Origin of the sequence: Prauserella salsuginis (genome assembly GCF_024648885.1) — a bacterium.
GTDB lineage: Bacteria > Actinomycetota > Actinomycetes > Mycobacteriales > Pseudonocardiaceae > Prauserella > Prauserella salsuginis.
Window position 1 is genome coordinate 363870 of record NZ_JANBBF010000013.1, and the last position, 19543, is coordinate 383412.

A 19543-nucleotide genomic window follows, 5' to 3' on the forward strand; every position below is an offset into this window, starting at 1 on the left:
CGTTCGTGGGCCATGTCACCTGCTCGAGCGACCACCGGGAACTCACGCGGAACTCAAGGAGTGGCCGGGTACTGTGGTCACGTCACCGGCGTGAGGGACCGCTAAGCCCGCGCGCCGCTTTTCATGCACACCGAGACGTAACACCGGGATCGTTGTCTGCGATGGCCACTGTGGGGGATGGACTGGACGAGTCGGTCGCCGCCGCTGTTGAGGGAGATCAACAAGCGGTCGAGCGACTGCTCGCTTCGATCCGCCCCCTTGTGGTGCGGTACTGCCGCGCCCGTGTTGGCAGGCAGGAGCGTTCGTACGCTTCGGCAGACGACGTGGCTCAGGAGGTGTGTCTCGCGGTGCTTACCGCTCTGCCCTCCTACCGCGACCAGGGACGACCCTTCCTGGCGTTCGTCTACGGCATCGCCGCCCACAAGGTGGCCGACGCACACCGCGCGGCCCACCGCAACAAGGCGGAGCCGGTCGCCGAAGTGCCGGACGAGATGGAGCGTGACGTCGGCCCCGAACAGTTCGCCATCCAGGGTGAACTGAACGAGCGCATGACGAAACTGCTGCAGGTCCTGCCGGAGAAACAACGCGAGATCGTGGTGTTGCGTGTGGTCGTCGGACTGTCCGCGGAGGAGACCGCGGAGGCCGTGGGCTCGACCCCCGGCGCGGTCCGGGTCGCTCAGCACCGTGCTCTCGCGCGGCTGCGCAAGGTGCTGGCCGCTGAGGAGGTGGTCTGAGTGACGGAACACACCGGTCCTGCCGGTTCGGCCGACGAGCCGGAACGCGACGCCGCCGACGCCGGAGCGGTCGAGTACGCCGAGACCAACATCGCCGGCACCGCTGCCGACCCGGCCGCGGCCGGCGACACCGCTGCGGCCGGCGACACCGCTGCGGCCGGCGACACCGCTGCGGCCGGCGACACCGCCGGTGGCGCGGACGACGCGGCGTCCGACCCGGCGACGGACGAGGCCGCGACGGACCAGGACGCTGCAGACGACTCCGAAGCCGGAACCGACGCTGCCGGAACCGACGAAGCCGGAACCGACGCTGCCGGCGCCGATGCGGCCGAGGCCGAGGGCGCTGAGGCTGATGGCGCCGAGACAGGCGACACCGAGACGACCGACGTCGAGGCAAGCGACGCCGAGACGGGCGACACCGAGGCAAGCGACACCGAGGCAAGCGACGCCGCCGACGGTGACGACCTCGCCGGGGTGGTCACCATCACGCCCGCGTGGGCGGCCGAGCCCGCCGACACCCAGCTCACCGACACCGGGGACTTCGAGGCAGGGGACTCAGAGACCGGGGAGCCGGTGAACGGCACCGACGGTGCCGAACTCGCCACGGCCGCCGCGGACCTGACGGCTGTGCAGGCCGACGACGCGCTGCTCGACGCGCTCGGCGGGCCCGACGCGAAGGTCGCCGACGAAATGGGCGACGCCGAGCTGGGCGCACTGCTGCTCGCGTGGCGAAGGGACATCGACAGTGAACGCATCCCCGAGCTGATCGACGCCGACACCGCCGCCACGGAGATCAGGACCGCCTCGCTGGCGAAGCGGCACGCGGGCCGCGGCCACAAGCGGCGGTTCATGGTACCGGTCGCGGCGGCCGCCGCGGTGCTGGCCATCGGGTTCACGGGCACGGCTCTCGCCGCACGTGACGCCCAGCCCGGCGACACCCTGTGGGGCCTGAGCAAGGTGCTCTACACCGACCACGCCCGATCGGTCGAGGCGGCCGCGTCGGTGCGCTCGTCGATGGACGATGCGCGGCTCGCGCTCGCTTCGGACCGGTACGACGAGGCCCGCTCCGCGCTTTCCCAGGCCGAGCAGGACCTGAAGAACGTCACCGCCACCGAGGAGGCCGCGCAGCTCAAGGCGCGGCACATGCAGCTGATGCAACGGCTGCAGGGGCACCCGGACGAGGGTGAACGGCCTGTGCCGGAATCGTCGACCGACGGTTCGTCGTCGAGTTCGACCTCGCGGGACCCCTCGTCGCCGGACTCGTCGTCGCCGACCGGGTCCCACCCGCAGCCCGGGCCGGACGACCCGACCGACACCACGCCGACGGACCCGGACGACTCGACGACCAGTGAGCCGGACGACACCACCTCGAGCACCCCGAGCTCGGAGACTCCGCCTCCGTCCACGGAGACGAGCGACGAGCCGGATCGCTCGTCGGGCGGCAGCGACAGCGGGTCATACGTGTCGCCCGCCCTGTCCGGCAGCTCCAACTGAGACGACTGCTTCAACTGAAACGACTGCGACACCGGAACGCCCCGAGGTCCACAACGTGACCTCGGGGGCGTTTTCGTGTTCCGGCCGTGTTCGTCCCGATCGTGGCCGTTCCGGCCGGTGCCCTGTTCCACCCGCGCCCGCGGTCATCCGCGCTCGAGGCCGGTAGTGAGCACCCGGTCGCGGTGATGTGGCCGCAGCCATCCGGCCGCGGTGATGTGGTCGCGGTGCCCCGGACCACCGCCGACCGCGAGAGGTACGAGTCGCCGACCGCACGTGTCCGGGATCGTCCACTCGTGTTCGCTACACGCGAACAGGTGTGAGAAGCGTCGCGGGCGCACCCGGGTTCGGGCCGGTCTGGCTCGCTTCGTCGCGGCGTACCGCGGAGTCGCGCCGCACCCGGTGGCCGTCCCGTCGCAGGTCAGTGGACGGTCGGCAGGCGGGAGCGGCGGCTCAGTAGGCGCTCTCCGTCGTGGTGATGCCGTCGGCGAAGCCGCGGCAGTAGTCCCACGTCACATAGTCGGCGGGGTCCGGATCGAACGCCGGCTCGTGGGGACGCATGCGGCCGTCGGCGAGCAGCTGCTCGAGACTGGCGCGGAGCAGATGCCAGTCGTGGTAGTGCGGCAGGTCGCACTCACCGCAGTCCACCACGATTCCGCGCACCCCGCGCGGCTCGAGAAGTGCCTGGTAAACGGCCAGGTCGGCGAGGTCCGAGAGGAGTTCGGTGCGCTCCTCCTCGGAGATCGGCTCACCGGACTGCTCGTCGAGTTCGGCGATCTCCTTTGCCGGGTCGTCGGGGTCGTCGGCGAATGGGTCTGGGGGCAACACGTCGTGCGGCACGGGCTGCACGGTACCGGGAAGGTACCCCCATCCGTCCAGCTACCATCGATTACGAGGCGTTTCGCCCCGTGCAGCCACCCGCATCCCCCATGCATCGAGGAAGGTCCGCCGCCCTATGCCGAGCGAGTTCACCGACTCCGACTCCAGTGCCGCCGTGCCCGGTGGTGCAGATGACGCCGCCGTGATGGCGGACAAGTTCGCGCTTCTCGGGCTGACCTTCGACGACGTGCTGTTGTTGCCCGCCGAGTCGGACATCGTGCCGAGCTCCGTCGACACGTCGACCCGCGTGTCCCGCAACGTGTCGCTGCGCATCCCGCTGCTGTCGGCGGCGATGGACACCGTCACCGAGGCGCGGATGGCCATCGCGATGGCACGCCAGGGCGGTATGGGCGTGCTGCAGCGCAACCTGCCGATCGACGAGCAGGCGCAGGCCGTCGAGATCGTCAAGCGCTCCGAGGCGGGCATGGTGACCGATCCGGTGACGTGCTCGCCCGACGACACGCTCGCCGAGGTCGACGCGCTGTGCGCCCGGTTCCGCATCTCCGGTGTGCCCGTCACCGACGCGTCCGGCCAGCTCGTGGGCATCATCACCAACCGCGACATGCGGTTCGAGCTGGACCACTCCAAGCAGGTGCGCGAGGTCATGACGCCCGCACCGCTGGTGACCGCCCAGGTCGGCGTCACCGCGGAGGCGGCGCTCGGCCTGCTGCGTAAGCACAAGATCGAGAAGCTGCCGATCGTCGACGGCGCGGGCAAGCTGCGCGGGCTGATCACGGTGAAGGACTTCGTCAAGACCGAGCAGTACCCGGACGCCAGCAAGGACGACGACGGGCGGCTGATCGTCGGCGCCGCGGTCGGCGTCGGTGCCGACGGGCACCAGCGCGCGATGGCGCTCGCCGACGCGGGCGTCGACGTGCTCGTCGTGGACACCGCGCACGGCCACTCGAGGGGCGTGGTCGACACGGTGGCGACGTTGAAGAAGGAGCTCGGCGACGCGGTCGACGTGGTCGGCGGCAACGTCGCCACGCGCGCGGGTGCGCAGGCGCTCGTCGACGCGGGCGTGGACGGCGTGAAGGTCGGCGTCGGCCCCGGCTCGATCTGCACCACCCGGGTCGTCGCCGGCGTGGGCATGCCGCAGATCTCGGCGATCCACGAGGCCGACAAGGCGTGCCGGCCCGCGGGCGTGCCGGTGATCGGCGACGGCGGCATCCAGTACTCGGGTGACATCTCGAAGGCCATCGCGTCCGGGGCGTCGGCCGTGATGCTGGGCAGCCTGCTCGCGGGCACCGCCGAGGCGCCCGGTGAGGTCGTGCTCGTCGGCGGCAAACAGTTCAAGACCTACCGCGGCATGGGTTCGCTCGGCGCGATGAGCTCGCGCGGCGGTGCGCGGTCGTACTCGAAGGACCGCTACGCCCAGGACGACGTGCTGTCCGAGGACAAGCTGGTGCCCGAGGGCATCGAAGGGCGCATCCCGTTCCGCGGGCCGTTGTCCGGCGTCGTCCACCAGCTCGTGGGCGGGCTGCGATCCGGCATGGGCTATGCGGGAGCGCAGACGATCCCTGCGATGCAGCGGGCGCAGCTGGTGCGGATCACCGCGGCCGGGCTCAAGGAGAGCCACCCGCACGATGTGACGATGACCGTGGAATCGCCGAACTACACGACGCGCTGACGCGCCGACGAAACCACGGCTGAGCCGCCGCATCCGCACGTTCCCGCCCGACAGCGGGGAACGTCGCAGATGCGGCGGAATCCGGGAAGCGAGAGAGGACTACACGTGCGGGATCTGGTCGAGATCGGCATGGGACGGACCGCCCGGCGGTCGTACGACTTCGACGACATCGACATCGTGCCGTCGCGGCGGACGCGGTCGTCGAAGGTGGTGTCGACCGGCTGGCAGATCGACGCCTACCGGTTCGACCTGCCGCTCGTGACGCACCCCACGGATGCGGTGGTCTCGCCGCACACGGCCATCGAGATCGGCAGGCTCGGCGGACTCGCCGCGCTGAACGCCGAGGGCCTGTGGGCGCGGCACGCCGACGCCGACAGCGCGCTCGCCAGGGTCGCCGAGGCCGCGAAGGACGGTGCGGCCCCGTCCGAGGTGGTGCAGCGGCTGCAGGAACTGCACTCCGCCCCCGTCCGGCACGACCTGATCACCGAAGCGGTGCGCACCGTGCGGGACTCGGGCGTCACCGTGGCTGCCCGGGTGAGCCCCCAGCACGCCGCCGAGCTCACTCCGCACCTGCTGTCCGCGGGCGTGGAGATCCTCATCGTGCAGGGCACGATCGTGTCGGCCGAGCACGTGGGGGAGGACAACGGGGAGAGCGACACCGACCCGCTGAACCTCAAGGACTTCATCGCCGACCTCGACGTGCCCGTCGTCGCCGGTGGCGTCAGCGACTACCGCACGGCGATGCACCTGATGCGCACCGGCGCGGCGGGCGTCATCGTCGGCCACGGCGCTGCGCCCGGCATCACCAGCACGGACCAGGTGCTCGGCATCGGCGTCCCGATGGCCACCGCGTTGATCGACGCCGCGGCCGCGCGCCGCGACTACCTGGACGAGACCGGCGGCCGTTACGTCCACGTGCTCGCCGACGGCGGGGTCCGCCACTCGGGCGACATCGCCAAGGCCGTCGCGTGCGGAGCGGACGCCGTCATGCTCGGTGCGCCACTGGCCGCGGCGAGCGAGGCACCGGGCCGCGGGCTGTACTGGACGTCGGCAGCGGCGCACCCGTCGCTGCCGCGGTCGCGGGTGGCCCCGGCCGGCTCCGTCGAGCACACCGGGGTGGACCTGCGCACGCTGCTGCACGGGCCGTCGCAGGACCCGAGCGGCACGGTGAACCTGTTCGGCGCGCTCCGGCGGGCACTGGCCAAGACGGGCTACTCCGACCTCAAGGAGTTCCAGCGCGTCGGGCTGACCGTCCGTCACTGAGCGAGCCACCGGTCGGCCGGCGCCCCCAAGGGCACCTTGGGGGCATAGCTCGAGTACTGCCGCGCGGAGCGCGTCCGTCTGGGTGGAGACGGGAGGCGGCCGGGAGTCCCGAATGTTCCCCTCGTTACCGGACCGCCGACTCGGTGCTGTCGCGTCGGAACGGAGGGAGATTCGTGGTGCCCCGCCTCTCGTCGCCGCCTCATCGGTCACGCTCCGCACGGCTGTCCCCGATACGCGCGACCACAGTGCCCTTGGGGCATGCGCACTCTCGCTGCCTCGGCGGCATCGTGTTCACAGAACGTCACGCGATGTGACGATGCGAATTGACCCGGCGGTAACTTACCTCTGGTCAGAAGTTGCCCGGCTGGTTACAGTTTTTGTGTGACTTCGCGTAACACCATCGCTGGGGATGGCAGGACTGACCTCGACTACGACGTACTGGTCGTCGGCTCCGGGTTCGGCGGCAGCGTCGCGGCGCTGCGGCTGACCGAGAAGGGCTACCGCGTCGGCGTCATCGAAGCGGGTAAGCGGTTCACCGACGAGGATTTCGCCAAGACGTCGTGGGATCTGCGCAACTACCTGTGGGCTCCGCAGCTCGGGTGTTACGGCATCCAGCGGGTTCACCTGCTGCGCGACTGCATGATCCTCGCCGGGTCGGGGGTCGGCGGTGGGTCGCTGGTGTACGCGAACACCCTGTACCGGCCGCTCGCGCCGTTCTACCGGGATCCGCAGTGGTCGCACATCACCGACTGGGAGTCCGAGCTCGCGCCGTTCTACGACCAGGCCAGCCGCATGCTCGGCGTGAACGTCAACCCGACGGTCACCCCGTCCGACGAGGTCATGCAGAAGGTGGCCGCGGATCTGGGCGTCTCCGATACGTATCACGCGACACCGGTGGGCGTGTACTTCGGCGAACCGGGCGAGGACGTCGCCGACCCGTACTTCGGCGGTGCCGGCCCGGCGCGCACGGGCTGCACCGAATGCGGGTCCTGCATGACCGGCTGCCGCGTGGGCGCCAAGAACACGCTGGTCAAGAACTACCTGTACCTGGCCGAACAGGGCGGGGCGCATGTCGTGCCGATGACGACGGTCACGGCCGTGCGGCCCCGTGGAAATGGGGGCACCCCCGCCAATGAGGGCGTAGCCGGCGGGGGAGGGGCGTTCGAGGTCGACCTGCGCAAGACGGGCACGACGTCGAAGAAGTTCACCACGACCGTCACGGCGGGCCACGTCGTCATGGCTGCGGGCACGTGGGGTACGCAGAAGCTGCTGCACGCGATGCGCGACAACGGCACGTTGCCGCGGCTGTCGAACCGGTTCGGCGAGCTGACGCGCACCAACTCCGAGGCGATCCTCGGCGCCGCACGCACCGACGTCGATCCGGAGCGGGACTACAGCCGGGGCGTCGCGATCACGTCGTCGATCCACCCCGACGAGGACACCCACGTCGAGCCGGTGCGCTACGGCAAGGGCAGCAACGCGATGAGCCTGCTGCAGACGATCGCCACCGACGGCAGCCTCGCCGAGCCGCGGTGGAAGCAGCTGGCCAAGTACATGATCAAGCACCCGCTCAAGAGCATGAAGATGCTCAACGGCTACAAGTGGAGCGAGCGGACGGTGATCCTGCTCGTCATGCAGAGCCTCGACAACTCGATCACGACGTTCACCAAGCGGGGTCTGTTCGGGCGGCGCAGGTACACCTCGAAGCAGGGGCACGGCCGGCCGAACCCGACGTTCATCCCGGCCGGGTACGAGGCCACGCAGCGCACGGCGGAACACATCGACGGTGTCGCGGGCGGCACGTGGGGCGAGATCTTCGACATCCCGCTGACCGCCCACTTCATCGGCGGTGCCCCGATCGGCACGAACGCCGAGGAAGGCGTCATCGACCCGTACCACCGGGTTTTCGGCTATCCGAACCTGCACGTCGTGGACGGCTCGGCGATCACGGCCAACCTGGGCGTGAACCCGTCGCTGACGATCACGGCACAGGCGGAGCGGGCGTTCTCGTTCTGGCCGAACGCCGGCGAGGCGGATCCGCGCCCGCCGCAGGGCGAGCCGTACCGGCGGATCGACCCGGTCGCTCCTCGTCGCCCGGCCGTTCCCGCCGAAGCCCCCGGTGCCCTCCGCCTCCCGATCACCCCGGCGTAGCCCCCGCCGGCCGCGTGTCCTGCACCCAGGCACGCGTGTCCTGCACCTGTGACGCCGTGTTGCGCCCTCGGGGCCCCGGGGAGCGCCCTCGGGGGCCCCGGGGAGCGCAACACGGGTCCCGGGACCGCAACACGGGCACGCGGGGTGGCGTCAGGTCAGGGTCGTCAGCTGGGGCGTGGTGATCGCGTGCATGGTGATGCGGACCGTGGCCGGGTCGTAGTCGGGAACGTCGCCGACGACCACGCGTGCGGCGTCCAGCTGGGCCTGCGCACGCATCGCGAGTGCGGTGTCGCCGGTGAACAGTCCCACCGCCGGTGCGGCCGCTCCAGGTGCGGAGACCGCGGCGAGTGCCTCCTCGGGCTCGTCGGCGACCGTCACGGCCAACACCGGCCCGCCCGCCGGTTCGTTCTCGGTACCGGTGACCAGCGTCGGTTCTCCCGAGGTGCCGCCCGCCAGCACGGTCGCGCCTGCGGCCACGGTGTCGGTCAGCCATGCTGCGGTCTGCTCGGTCACGTCGGCGGGCAGCGGGCTCACCGAGACGGACGTGTCGTAGGCGTTGCCGGTGGGCTGGGCTTCGACGGCCGACGTCAGTGCAGGCAGCAGTGCGTCGGCGACCGCCGAGGACACGACGGCCCGTCGCACCGCCTCCGGTCGCATCCCGCCCTGTCGGGTGGCGGCGACGGCGATGCGCTCGGCGATCTCGGCATGGTCGGCGGTGCCGGCGAGGTCGGTCACGACCACGGCCGCGCCCCGCGGCGGAGCGGCTGTCTCCAACCGGACCAGGTCGCCGTCCGCCGGCTCGGCGCCGGGGAGGATCGAGAATGCCCCCTCCGGCATGCCGACCTCGCCCAGCGCCTCGCCGAGTGCCAATGCCGACAGCGGCGTCGCCGTGCCCGCCGCGACGACCACCGGTGAGCCGACCGCGAACGCGGCCGCCACGGCGTGGGCCGCGCTGCGCAACGGCGCCTCCGGTGACACGACGCCGAGCACCGGTCCGCGCGGAATCTCGCGGATCAATGTCGTCACCCCGCCGTTGCTGCTCACCCTGCCGTCGCGGGGCAATGGATGCCGCGCCGCGTACTGCAGCACCGCGACGGCGTCGTGCACCTCCTGCTGTGCCCAGCGCAGCGGAATGCCGCTCTCCGCGGTGATCAGTTCCGACAGCTCTTCGTGGCGGGCTTCGAGTTCACCCGCGGCGATCTGCAGTGCACCCGTGCGCAGCTCCTCGTCGTCGATGCGGCCGAGTTGCACCGCCGCGGCGACGGCGCGTGCGATCTGCTCCGGCGAGGGCGTGGCGACGGTGGCCACCTCGGTGTCGTCGGCGGGGTGCGTGACGGGTGTCGTGTCCGGGCTTTGCTCCGCGCGCCCGGCGATCCAGGCCTCGCGCGGACGAGGGGTGTACGCCTCGTCGTGGTCGTCGGCATCGGGATCGAAGTCGAAATCCGGCGAGCCTGCTGTGTTCATGGCCGCACCCTATGTGTGCCCGCTCACCCACGCCGAACGCCCGCCGTGCCACCCGGGCGAAGCTGCCCACCTGGCGGCAACGGTCGTCGGCTCACCTGCGACGATGGAAGCCAGCCGAATGTCGCAGCGAGGAGGTCCTGCTCGTGCCCGAGAACACGTCCGCCGGTCCGGCCGCCGCCACCGAGGGCCCGGTCCTCGTCGTGGACTACGGGGCGCAGTACGCCCAGCTCATCGCACGCCGGGTGCGGGAGGCGCAGGTGTACTCGGAGGTCGTGCCGCACACGGCGACAGCGGCGGAGATGCTCGACCGCAATCCGTCGGCGATCATCCTGTCCGGCGGCCCGTCGAGCGTGTACGCCGGCGATGCGCCGAGTATCGATCCGGCGCTGTTCGACGCGGGCGTGCCGGTGTTCGGCATCTGCTACGGCTTCCAGGTGATGGCGCAGGCGCTGGGCGGCACGGTCGAGCACACGGGCACGCGCGAGTTCGGCCGCACCGAGGTCGACGTCTCCGGTGGGCGGCTGCACGAGGAACTGCCTGCGCGGCATCCGGTGTGGATGAGTCACGGTGACTGTGTGACGAAGGCGCCCGAGGGCTTCGAGGTTACGGCCAGCAGCGAGGGTGCGCCGGTGGCCGGGTTCGAGAACGTCGGCCGCGGCTTCGCGGGGGTGCAGTACCACCCGGAGGTGGCGCATTCGCCGCACGGCCAGGAGGTGCTGCGTCGGTTCCTGCACGAGATCGCCCGCATTCGTCCACAGTGGACCACATCGTCCATTGTGGATGACCAGGTTGCGCGGATCCGGGCCGAGATCGGTGACGACGGGCACGCGATCTGCGCCCTGTCCGGCGGTGTCGACTCGGCCGTCGCGGGCGCGCTGGTGCAGCGCGCGATCGGGGACCGGCTCACGTGTGTGTTCGTCGACCACGGCCTGCTGCGGTCGGGCGAACGCACGCAGGTGGAACGCGACTTCGTCGCCGCGACGGGCGTCAACCTCGTGACCGTCGACGCGCGTGACCAGTTCCTCACCGCGCTCGCCGGAGTCAGCGACCCGGAGGAGAAGCGCAAGATCATCGGGCGCGAGTTCATCCGCGTCTTCGAACGTGCCGCGCGTGACCTGAAGGAGAAGGGCGACGCCGAGTACCTCGTCCAGGGCACGCTGTATCCGGACGTCGTCGAATCCGGCGGCGGCACCGGTGCGTCGAACATCAAGAGCCACCACAACGTCGGCGGCCTGCCCGAAGACCTGCAGTTCACGCTCGTCGAACCGCTGCGGCTGCTGTTCAAGGACGAGGTGCGCCGCGTCGGCCTCGAGCTCGGCCTGCCGGAGACGATCGTGCAGCGCCAGCCGTTCCCCGGGCCGGGACTGGGGATCCGCATCATCGGCGAGGTCACCGGCGACCGGTTGGACACGCTGCGTGCCGCCGACGCCATCGCGCGCGAAGAACTGTCGGCCGCCGGACTGGACCGCGACATCTGGCAGTGCCCCGTGGTGCTGCTGGCCGACGTGCGCAGCGTCGGCGTACAGGGCGACGGCCGCACCTACGGCCACCCCGTCGTGCTGCGTCCCGTTTCCAGCGAAGACGCCATGACAGCCGATTGGACTCGGCTACCCTACGACGTGCTCGAGCGCATCTCGACGCGCATCACCAACGAGGTCGCCGAGGTCAACAGGGTCGTGCTGGACGTGACGAGCAAGCCGCCGGGCACGATCGAATGGGAATGACGCGCGAAACGAACCGGGGGTAGCGGACGTGTGGATCGCAGGCGCGATTCTGATCGTGGCGGGTGTCGCCGCCTTCTTCTTCATGCAGCACACCAAACGCGAGCTGCACGCGATGATCGGCACGGAGACGCTGTCGATCCCGGACCTCGAAGCGGAACGCAAGGTCTCCGACGAGCTCGGTGCGAAGGGGTCGTTCCGCAAGGTCGCCGAGGTCGTCGGTGCGGCGCATCCGCGGCCGGAGGGCGTGCTGACGGCGGAACTGTCGAAGCAGGAATGCGTCTGGTATCGCTACACCGTCGAGCGCGAGTACGAGCACGTCGAATACCGCGACGGCGACCGCCGCACGCGCAGGCGTACCGAGAAGATGACCGACCACTCGTCCAACGCGGGCTTCGCCGTGCTCGACGAGGCGGGCCGCACCATCGGTGTCGACCCGAGCGGCGAACGCCCCGACAGCCCCGAACAGGTCGTCGACCGGTTCGAACCGGCCGAAGGCGGCCGCGACAGCTTCGAACTGTTCGGCATCCGGTTGCCCAGTTTCGGCGGCGGCAACCGGACGATCGGCTACAAGTACAAGGAGTGGATCGTCCGCCCGGGGCGCCGCTTGTACGTCCTCGGTGAGGTGCACGACAAGATCGGCCCGCTGGTCATCGGCAAGCCGTCCGACGGCGGGCACTTCATCGTCTCGACCCGATCCGAGGGCGAACTGCGCAAGTCCCGCGAGACGCAGCACAAGCTGCTGGCGCTCGGCACGGTCGCCGGTGTCGTCATCGGCATCGGGTTGATCGTCGCGCAGATCGTCACCTAGGAACCGCCGAGTCGGCGATCCGTTCACGCCGTGGCAGGTCGGAGATGTTTCCGGCCGGCCACGGCGTTTTTCGCGTTGGCGGGCCCTTCGGGTCCTGTGGTTCGGCGGCGGTGTAGCCGGGAACCGGGGTAGTAGTCGAGAACCGGGGTAGCCGGAATCGATGTAGCCGGGTCCAGGACCGCCGGAATCGGTGCCGCGGAGAACCGGGGCAGTCGGCACCGACGCCGCCGGAACCGGTGCGGCTGGAACCGGTGTGGCTGGAGCCGGTGCGGCTGGAAACCCGATGGTGGCCGGAAATCGGCGGCATGCAGGGCCGGCGTCCGGCGGCGGCGGGAAGCGGGAGAGCCGAGAAAGGCGGGTTTCCCCGCCATGTTCACGGTATAGCGCATCCCTGGGCTTGCGGCAATCCCCGGTGTGCGGCGCAGACTTGCGTCTCGTCGAATCCGGCCGGGAATCCGATTTCCGGCAATTGTTCAGGGGGACTTCCATGTACGACGTGATCGTCGTCGGCGGTGGGCCGACCGCGGCGATGCTGGCCGCCGAACTGCGCCTGCACGAGGTGTCGGTGCTGGTGTTGGAACGGGCCCCGGAGCCGTCGCCGGTGGTGCGATCACTCGGGCTCCATGTGCGCAGCATCGAGGTGCTGGATCAGCGCGGGCTCTTGGAGCCGTTGCTCGAGCGTGGCAGGCGGAGTCCGCTGGGTGGTCAGTTCGCGGCGATCCCCGGGCCGGTGCCCGACATCGACACGACGCATCCCTACATCCTCGGAGTGCCGCAACCCGTCGTCGACCTGCTGCTCGAACGGCACGCCGCAGCGGCGGGTGCGGAGATCCGCCGCGGCCACGAGGTGACCGGCCTCGCGCAGGATGCGGGCGGCGTGACGGTGGAGCTGGCCGACGGGACGACCGAGCGCGGCCGCTACGCCGTCGGCTGCGACGGGGGCCGCAGCACCGTGCGGAAACTGCTCGGCGTCGGCTTCCCCGGTGAACCGACGCGGACGGAGAACCTGCTGGGGGAGGTCGAAGTGACGGCCCCGCCCGAGGAGCTGGCGGTCGTGGTGACCGAGGTGCGCAGGACACAGCTGCGGTTCGGAATCGGCCCGATCGGCGACGGCGTCCACCGCGTCACCGTGCCCGCGGCCGGTGTCTCAGCCGGTCGCACACCGCCGACTCTCGACGAGCTCGCCAGCCGCCTCGTCGCCGTCGCGGGTACCGACTTCGGGGTGCATTCACCGCGGTGGCTGTCGCGGTTCGGCGACGCCACGCGGCTCGCGGAGCGCTACCGCGTCGGCCGTGTCCTGCTGGCGGGCGACGCGGCGCACGTCCACCCGCCACTCGGCGGGCAGGGGCTCAACCTCGGCATCCAGGACGCGTTCAACCTCGGCTGGAAACTCGCCGCCGAGGTGGCGGGGTGGGCGCCGGAGGGGTTGCTCGACAGCTACGAGTCGGAGCGGCGCCCGGTGGCAGCCGACGTGCTCGACAACACGCGAGCCCAGACGGTGTTGATGGCGACCGACGCGCGGTCGCAGGCGGTGCGCAGGCTCGTCGCCGAGTTGATTGAGATCGACGAGGTGAACCGGCGGTTGACCGAGAAGATCGTCGCCACCGCGGTGCGCTACGACGTCGGCGACGCGGGCGACGGGGAACGCGCCGACCTGCTGGGCCTGCGGATGCGGGACGTGCCGTTGGCCGGCGCCAGGCTCTACGAGCGCACCCGCGCGGGGCGGGGACTGCTGCTCGACCCGCGGAGAGAGTTGTCGATCGAAGGGTGGGCCGACCGGGTCGACCACGTCGCCGAGCTCGCCGCGGTCGATGCGGCAGGAGCGGGGGCGGCAGGAGCGGGTGTGCCAGGAGTCGAGCCAGGGGGAGCCGAGCCCGCCGGGGTGGGCGCCGCCGGACGCGATCGGGCAGGCGACACCGTGCTCCGAGATGCCGTGCTCCGAGATGCCGCAGCCGACGGAGCCGCAGCCGACACAGCAGCCGACGGCGACGCAGCAGCCGACGGCGATGCGTGTGGCGTTCCGCCTGCGGTGCTGTTGCGCCCGGACGGGCACATCGTGTGGGCGGGCGGCAGTCCCGCCGCCCTGCGGGAGCGGCTCACGCGCTGGTTCGGCGCCGCCGCGTGAGCGGCTCCGCGCCGGACGGGAGACAGCCGGACGGGAGGCGTCAGCGGTCCTTGCGCAGTGATGCCGCCAGCATGCCCACGCCGATGAGCACCGCGATACCGGCGATGAGCCAGCGCGGGTCGACGTGCCCGATCCACGCCGGTCCGTCGAGGAACACGTACCCCGTGCCGCCGAGTGCCGCCAATCCGGCGACGAGGGACAGCGGATCGAACCGCCGCCTGGGGGACGTGCCGGTGGCAGCCGAGTCGGTCGGGTGCTCGAACGGGTTCTGCTCAGCCATGGCGCCGCACCTCCACGTTGCCGACACCGGTCTCGAGCACCAGGTGGAACCGTGGTCCGCCGGTACCGTCGTCACCGTTGTCGCGTCCGACCAGACTCTGATTGCTCACGCCGCTCTGCGACTTTCCCAGACACATCGCCGACCCGGTGTGGGCCGTGCAGTCGTAGGTCACGTCCGCGTCGCGCGGCACGGTGAACGTGATGTCACCCGTGCCGACCCGCGCCTCGACGGGGACCGTGCCGGAAGGAGTGGCCCGCTCGTCCATCTCGAGTTCGGTCAGGTCGATGTCGATCGCACCCGCGGTGCGTTCGTAAGTGTGATCGAGCTGCGCCGCGGTCCGTGGCGTCTCGATGATCTCGCCCACGCCGCCGGGATATCCGCCCGCGGGCCACGCGCTCGTCAGCACGGCCACGGCTGCCGTCGGCACGGCGAACCAGATCAGCCCGCGTGCGCCTCCGGTGAACGCGCCGACCAGCAGCCCTCCTGCGAGCACGGCCAGCGTCGCCGCGGCCACCTCGGCGGGGCCCCACGCCGCGTCGAGGACGTTCGCCGTCACACCCGCGGTGATCACCGCCAGCGCCAGCGTCACGAGCGTGACCTTGGAGACGCAGCGCCGGCGCCGCGGCCGTTGCTGCGGTGGGCGCTCCGGTTCCTCGGGCGGCGGTGAGGGAACGGGTGTCGACGGGTCGGCGAGATGCCAGCCCATCGGGTTCGCACCCAGGGCGTCCCAGTCGGCCGTGGCCGTGTCGACGCGGGTGCCGGGTTCAGGGGCCGTCGGGTCGGCGAACGTCCCCGCACGAGCCGCGACGGGCCGGTTGAGGTGCCCGCGGCCGCGGTGCATCAGGTACAGCGCCGTGACCACGAGTGCCAGGCCGATGAGGCCGCCGCCGTCCAGCCACGTGCCGCCGAACGCCAATCCGAACGCCGGGAAGCACGCCGCGCACAACAGCAACGTCAGGACCTTCGACGTCGCGCTACCGCCGTGGCCGAGGAGCGCCTCGAACGGCGACACCTCGTCGTCGGCGCCGGGCAGGAACAGCCAGCCCAGCAGGTACACCGCAGGCCCGACGCCGCCGAAGAACGTCAGCACCACCAGTGCCACGCGGATGACGATCGGGTCGATGCCGTACCGCAGTCCGATCCCCGCGGCGACACCCGCGATCTTGCGCCCCTGCGCGGGGCGGCGGGGTCTGCTCGCCCAGAAGTCCTTGACCGTCGCCTCGAACCCGTCGAGGTGCCGGGTCGCACCGCTCGTGCTGTTCATGACAACGAGCATGCGCTTCGCGGCGGCTCCGGCACATCGGGGAGCACCCTGAAACCGTCCCCGAGGTCGGCACGGCCGCAGGCCCCGCGTGCTCGGCGCGGACCGGTACCCGTCTCCGGGCAGCGCTTCAGGGGTTTCCCTGATGATTCCGGCCCCGAAGTCTGTGACGATGGACAGCGACCATGGATGACGTGCAGGAACAAGCCGCGGACGGGCGGCCGGCGAGGTCACGGCCGACAGGTGGGGCCGACGCGCCGGACGCCGGCACCCGCGTGTCCGCCGACGGCCCGCAGGCCACGGGCGCGCAGGCCACGGGTGCACTGCCCACCGGCCCGGTGACCGGCGGCGACGGCGGCGCCGGAGACGCGTGGCAGACACCCCCGAAGATGTACCGCAGGCGTGGCGGGCGCGCGCTCGCCGGCGTCGCGGGCGGCCTGGCCGACCACCTCGGCGTCAAGGTCCTGTGGGTGCGGGCCGCGTTCGCCGTGCTCGCGGGCCTCGGCGGCCTTGGGCTGATGTCCTACGGCCTGTTGTGGGCGTTCGTGCCGCAGGAACGGCGCGACACCGCCCGCGAGGAGCTGACCGGCCGCCAGCGCCAGCAGGCCTACGGGCTGATCGCACTCGGCGTCGGGCTGTCCGTCGTCGGCGGGGTGCTCAGCGGCGTGCTCACCGGTTGGGCGGGGCTGCCCGTCGCGGTGGTGCTCGTCGGTGTCGCCGTCGTGTGGCGGGAGGCCGACGAGACGCAGCGGCGGCGCTGGCGCAAGGGCGCGAAGTCCGGCGTGGCCGGCGTGGTGTTCGGCGGCGGGGGCGTGTCGGCGACGATCCGCGTGCTGGCGGGCGTGGTGCTGGTCATCGCGGGCATCGGCATGATCATGCTGCGGGGAAGCGGCCTCGCCCAGGTGCAGTTCGCGTTCGTCTCCGTGCTCGCGACTCTCATCGGCGTGGCCCTGCTGACGGTGCCGTTCTGGCTGCGGCTGGTGCGCGACCTCGGTGATGAACGCCGCGCGCGCATCCGCACCGAGGAGCGTGCCGAGATCGCAGCCCACCTGCACGATTCCGTGCTGCAAACGCTTGCGCTCATTCAGAAGCGCTCCGACCATCCGCGCGAGGTCACCCGGCTGGCCCGTGGCCAGGAACGTCAGCTGCGCGCGTGGCTCTACGGTCCGAACGGCTACGGCACCCCGACCCGCGACAGCTCCGGGAACCGCGACGGCTCCGGGAACCGCGACGGCTCCGGGAACCGCGACGGCACTGCGCCCGCCGACGGCGCCGTGGGCGATACGGAGTCGGCGCCGGCCACGCTCGCGCAGGCCGTCGCAGCGGCGTGCGGCGAGATCGAGGACACGTTCGCCATCTCGGTGCAGCAGGTCGTCGTCGGCGACGTCGAACTCGACGACGGCCTCACCGCTCTCGTGCAGGCCGCGCGCGAGGCCATCGTCAACGCTGCCAAACACGCCGGGGTCGACGAGGTCAGTGTCTACGCCGAGGTGGAACCCACGTCGGTGACGGCGTTCGTCCGCGACCGCGGCTCCGGGTTCGACCCCGACGCCGTGCCCGACGACCGCCACGGGCTTTCCGACTCGATCCGGGGCAGGATGGAACGTGGCGGCGGCACCTGCCGGGTGCGCACGAGTCCCGGCGAGGGCACCGAGATTCAGCTCGAAATGCCGCGCGCGTCCGGCGCGGGCAGCACCGACACCGGCAGCGGCGGCGCGGGCGGCGACACGGGAACCGCCGCCGCGCACGACCGCCACGCCGCGCACGCATCCGACCGAGCAGCACAGGGGGCAGCCTCATGACGACCGACGACACGGGCCACACCAGCACCGACGGCCCCGCCGAGACCGGTGGCGACACGGAGCTGGCGGGCCAGCAGTCGCCCGGGCCCGTGACGGTGTTCCTCGTCGACGACCACGCCCTGTTCCGCGCCGGTGCGAAGGCGGAGCTGCAGTCGATCAGCGACGAGATCCGCGTCGTGGGCGAGGCGGGTTCGGTCGGCGAGGCCGTCGCCGGTATCACGCGGATGCGGCCGCAGGTGGTGCTGCTCGACGTGCACATGCCCGACGGTGGCGGTGCGGAGGTGCTGCGGCGGCTGCGCGGCGAGCTGCCGGACGTGGTGTTCCTCGCCCTGTCGGTGTCCGACGCGGCCGAGGACGTCATCGCGGTCATCCGGGCCGGTGCGCGCGGATACGTCACGAAGACGATCTCGTCGGCGGAACTGGTGAAGGCGATCGTGCGAGTGTCCGGCGGTGACGCGGTCTTCTCGCCGCGGTTGGCCGGATTCGTGCTGGATGCGTTCGCCGAGCGGCCGGGTGCCGAACCGATCAGTGATCCCGAGCTGGACCAGCTCACGCCCCGGGAACGGGACGTGCTGCGGCTCCTTGCGCGTGGCTACGCGTACAAGGAGATCGCGTCGGAGCTGTTCATCTCGGTGAAGACGGTCGAGACCCACGTGTCGAGCGTGCTGCGGAAGACGCAGCTGTCGAACCGCTACGAACTCTCCCGCTGGGCCACGGACCGCCGCCTCGTCTGAACGCCCCCCACGGACCACTGTCCTCGTCTGAATGTCCCCAAGGGCAGCTTTGGGGCGTTGAGCGCCCGAAGGTGCCCTCGGGGACCCTGAAAATGTAGTTTAACTTAAACAGGGTTCAGAACTGTTCGCTTGTCCTCATTAGTTGTGGTGGGCGAAGCTTGAAGGTATGCACCTCGGGTCCCGGAAAGCTGCCGTACTGCCGTGGGTCGCCGCGCTGGCCGTCATGGTGTTGTGGGCGTCGTCGTTCGTGGTCATTCGCGGCGTCGGCGTGCACTTCTCGGCCGGTTCGATGGCGCTGCTGCGGCTGGTCGTCGCGTCGGTCGCGTTGGCGATCGGTGCGGTGATCTACCGGCCACGGTGGCCCCGTACGGCCGCGGCGTGGGGTTGGATCCTGCTGTGGGGCGTGTCCTGGTTCGGCGTGTACACGGTCGTGCTCAACCTCGCCGAACACCACATCGATGCGGGAACCACGGCCATGCTCGTCAACGTCGCGCCGCTGCTGGTCGCGCTGGCGTCGGGAGTGCTGCTCGGCGAGGGGTTGCCCGCGCGGTTGTTCGTCGGCATCGGTGTGTCGATGACCGGCATCGTCGTCATCACCCTCGCCACCACGACCGGCCAGCTGACGATGGCGGGCGTGGTGCTGTCGTTGATCGCCGCGGTGCTGTACGCCGGGAGCGTGCTGCTGCAGAAATGGCGACTGACCGGCGGCGATTCGTACGCGGTCACGCTGATCGGCATCGTCGGCGCGATGGTGGCGTGCACCCCGTTCTCCGGGGACCTCGCCGACGACCTGCCGGCCGCGCCGCCCGGGTCGGTGCTGGCCGTCGTCTACCTGGGCCTGTTCCCGACCGCGCTGGCGTTCAACTTCTGGGGTTACGCGCTGAAGAACATCCCGGCGGGCGTACTCAGCTCGTCGTCGTTGGTCGTGCCTGCGCTCGTGGTCCTGCTGTCGTGGATCGCGCTGGCGGAGGTGCCGCCGTTGCTGGCCGTCGTCGGCGGGGCGCTGTGCCTGACCGGTGCGGGTTTCTCGATCGTGCCGCACATCCGCGCCGCGCTGCGCAGGCCCGAGCCGGTGCTCGAACCCGAGCCGTCCCTCACGCGCTGACCGGCTCGCAGGTGGAGGTGTTGTTCGCCGCGGCGCGATCGGTACTGGCGGCGGGGTCCTCCGCGACGACTGGCCGGCGTCAACGGGTGGGC

At 71.2% G+C, this 19543-nt stretch carries 15 protein-coding genes; 11 read left to right on the plus strand and 4 right to left on the minus strand.

Annotated elements, in window-relative coordinates; translation table 11 throughout:
- Positions 1 to 161: 161 nt before the first annotated feature.
- Both LY40_RS22105 and LY40_RS26440 read left to right on the plus strand, forming a co-directional pair.
- Complete coding sequence (locus tag LY40_RS22105) at positions 162 to 734, plus strand: sigma-70 family RNA polymerase sigma factor (RefSeq protein WP_183779528.1); 573 nt, start codon at positions 162 to 164, stop codon at positions 732 to 734.
- Complete coding sequence (locus LY40_RS26440) at positions 735 to 2228, plus strand: anti-sigma-D factor RsdA (RefSeq protein WP_258938013.1); 1494 nt, start codon at positions 735 to 737, stop codon at positions 2226 to 2228. It abuts the gene before it with no gap.
- Positions 2229 to 2678: 450 nt separating this feature from the next.
- Here LY40_RS26440 and LY40_RS22115 read toward each other — a convergent pair whose 3' ends face one another.
- Complete coding sequence (locus tag LY40_RS22115; protein WP_183779526.1) at positions 2679 to 3074, minus strand: DUF5319 domain-containing protein; 396 nt, start codon at positions 3072 to 3074, stop codon at positions 2679 to 2681.
- Between the two features lie 175 nt (positions 3075 to 3249).
- Between LY40_RS22115 and guaB the strand changes: the two genes are divergently transcribed.
- The 3 genes from guaB (at position 3250) to LY40_RS22130 (ending at position 8148) form a co-directional block, all read left to right on the plus strand.
- Positions 3250 to 4734 carry an IMP dehydrogenase gene (gene guaB / locus LY40_RS22120; RefSeq protein ID WP_258938058.1) on the plus strand — a complete coding sequence of 495 codons (1485 nt, stop codon included), beginning with the start codon at positions 3250 to 3252 and terminating at the stop codon, positions 4732 to 4734.
- Between the two features lie 105 nt (positions 4735 to 4839).
- The gene (locus LY40_RS22125) at positions 4840 to 5997 is read left to right on the plus strand and encodes a GuaB3 family IMP dehydrogenase-related protein (RefSeq protein WP_183779522.1); all 1158 of its coding nucleotides are present in this window, start codon (positions 4840 to 4842) and stop codon (positions 5995 to 5997) included.
- Between the two features lie 381 nt (positions 5998 to 6378).
- A complete protein-coding gene (locus LY40_RS22130) occupies positions 6379 to 8148 on the plus strand; it encodes a GMC oxidoreductase (protein ID WP_183779520.1) in 1770 nt (589 codons plus the stop codon).
- A gap of 150 nt (positions 8149 to 8298) precedes the next feature.
- Here LY40_RS22130 and LY40_RS22135 read toward each other — a convergent pair whose 3' ends face one another.
- Positions 8299 to 9612: an aldehyde dehydrogenase family protein gene (locus LY40_RS22135; protein WP_258938014.1), complete on the minus strand. Its 1314-nt coding sequence runs from the start codon at positions 9610 to 9612 to the stop codon at positions 8299 to 8301.
- A 143-nt stretch (positions 9613 to 9755) separates the two neighbouring features.
- Here LY40_RS22135 and guaA point away from each other — a divergent pair, with 143 nt between their 5' ends.
- From guaA to LY40_RS22150, 3 genes are all read left to right on the plus strand, one after another.
- Positions 9756 to 11336, plus strand: coding sequence for a glutamine-hydrolyzing GMP synthase (guaA, locus tag LY40_RS22140; protein ID WP_258938015.1), 1581 nt, complete (start codon positions 9756 to 9758; stop codon positions 11334 to 11336).
- 28 nt (positions 11337 to 11364) lie between these two features.
- The gene (locus LY40_RS22145; RefSeq protein ID WP_258938016.1) at positions 11365 to 12144 is read left to right on the plus strand and encodes an E3 ubiquitin ligase family protein; all 780 of its coding nucleotides are present in this window, start codon (positions 11365 to 11367) and stop codon (positions 12142 to 12144) included.
- A 487-nt stretch (positions 12145 to 12631) separates the two neighbouring features.
- Positions 12632 to 14269 (plus strand): FAD-dependent monooxygenase, encoded by a 1638-nt coding sequence (locus LY40_RS22150; protein WP_258938017.1) that lies wholly within the window; start codon positions 12632 to 12634, stop codon positions 14267 to 14269.
- 40 nt (positions 14270 to 14309) lie between these two features.
- Here the strand turns inward: LY40_RS22150 and LY40_RS22155 are convergent, their stop codons facing one another.
- Entirely contained in the window at positions 14310 to 14549 is a 240-nt protein-coding gene (locus LY40_RS22155; protein WP_183779511.1) for a hypothetical protein, read from the minus strand.
- A complete protein-coding gene (locus tag LY40_RS22160; RefSeq protein ID WP_258938018.1) occupies positions 14542 to 15813 on the minus strand; it encodes a PspC domain-containing protein in 1272 nt (423 codons plus the stop codon). Before LY40_RS22160 ends, LY40_RS22155 begins: the two co-directional genes overlap by 8 nt.
- Positions 15814 to 15995: 182 nt before the next feature.
- Here LY40_RS22160 and LY40_RS22165 point away from each other — a divergent pair, with 182 nt between their 5' ends.
- The 3 genes from LY40_RS22165 (at position 15996) to LY40_RS22175 (ending at position 19451) form a co-directional block, all read left to right on the plus strand.
- A complete protein-coding gene (locus LY40_RS22165) occupies positions 15996 to 17612 on the plus strand; it encodes an ATP-binding protein (protein WP_258938019.1) in 1617 nt (538 codons plus the stop codon).
- Positions 17609 to 18346 carry a response regulator gene (locus LY40_RS22170; protein WP_372497712.1) on the plus strand — a complete coding sequence of 246 codons (738 nt, stop codon included), beginning with the start codon at positions 17609 to 17611 and terminating at the stop codon, positions 18344 to 18346. The genes LY40_RS22165 and LY40_RS22170 overlap by 4 nt, the downstream gene beginning before the upstream one ends.
- A 166-nt stretch (positions 18347 to 18512) precedes the next feature.
- Positions 18513 to 19451, plus strand: a complete 939-nt coding sequence (locus LY40_RS22175; RefSeq protein WP_258938020.1) for a DMT family transporter — start codon at positions 18513 to 18515, stop codon at positions 19449 to 19451.
- Positions 19452 to 19543: the final 92 nt, after the last annotated feature.

Bases quoted from the DNA above. Each gene is read 5' to 3' on its own strand.
- LY40_RS22105 (WP_183779528.1), top strand. From the start codon at position 162: ATGGCCACTGTGGGGGATGGACTGGACGAGTCGGTCGCCGCCGCTGTT.
- guaB (WP_258938058.1), top strand. From the start codon at position 3,250: ATGGCGGACAAGTTCGCGCTTCTCGGGCTGACCTTCGACGACGTGCTG.
- LY40_RS22135 (WP_258938014.1), bottom strand. From the start codon at position 9,612: ATGAACACAGCAGGCTCGCCGGATTTCGACTTCGATCCCGATGCCGAC.
- LY40_RS22150 (WP_258938017.1), top strand. From the start codon at position 12,632: ATGTACGACGTGATCGTCGTCGGCGGTGGGCCGACCGCGGCGATGCTG.
- LY40_RS22155 (WP_183779511.1), bottom strand. From the start codon at position 14,549: ATGGCTGAGCAGAACCCGTTCGAGCACCCGACCGACTCGGCTGCCACC.
- LY40_RS22160 (WP_258938018.1), bottom strand. From the start codon at position 15,813: ATGAACAGCACGAGCGGTGCGACCCGGCACCTCGACGGGTTCGAGGCG.
- LY40_RS22165 (WP_258938019.1), top strand. From the start codon at position 15,996: ATGGATGACGTGCAGGAACAAGCCGCGGACGGGCGGCCGGCGAGGTCA.
- LY40_RS22170 (WP_372497712.1), top strand. From the start codon at position 17,609: ATGACGACCGACGACACGGGCCACACCAGCACCGACGGCCCCGCCGAG.
- LY40_RS22175 (WP_258938020.1), top strand. From the start codon at position 18,513: ATGCACCTCGGGTCCCGGAAAGCTGCCGTACTGCCGTGGGTCGCCGCG.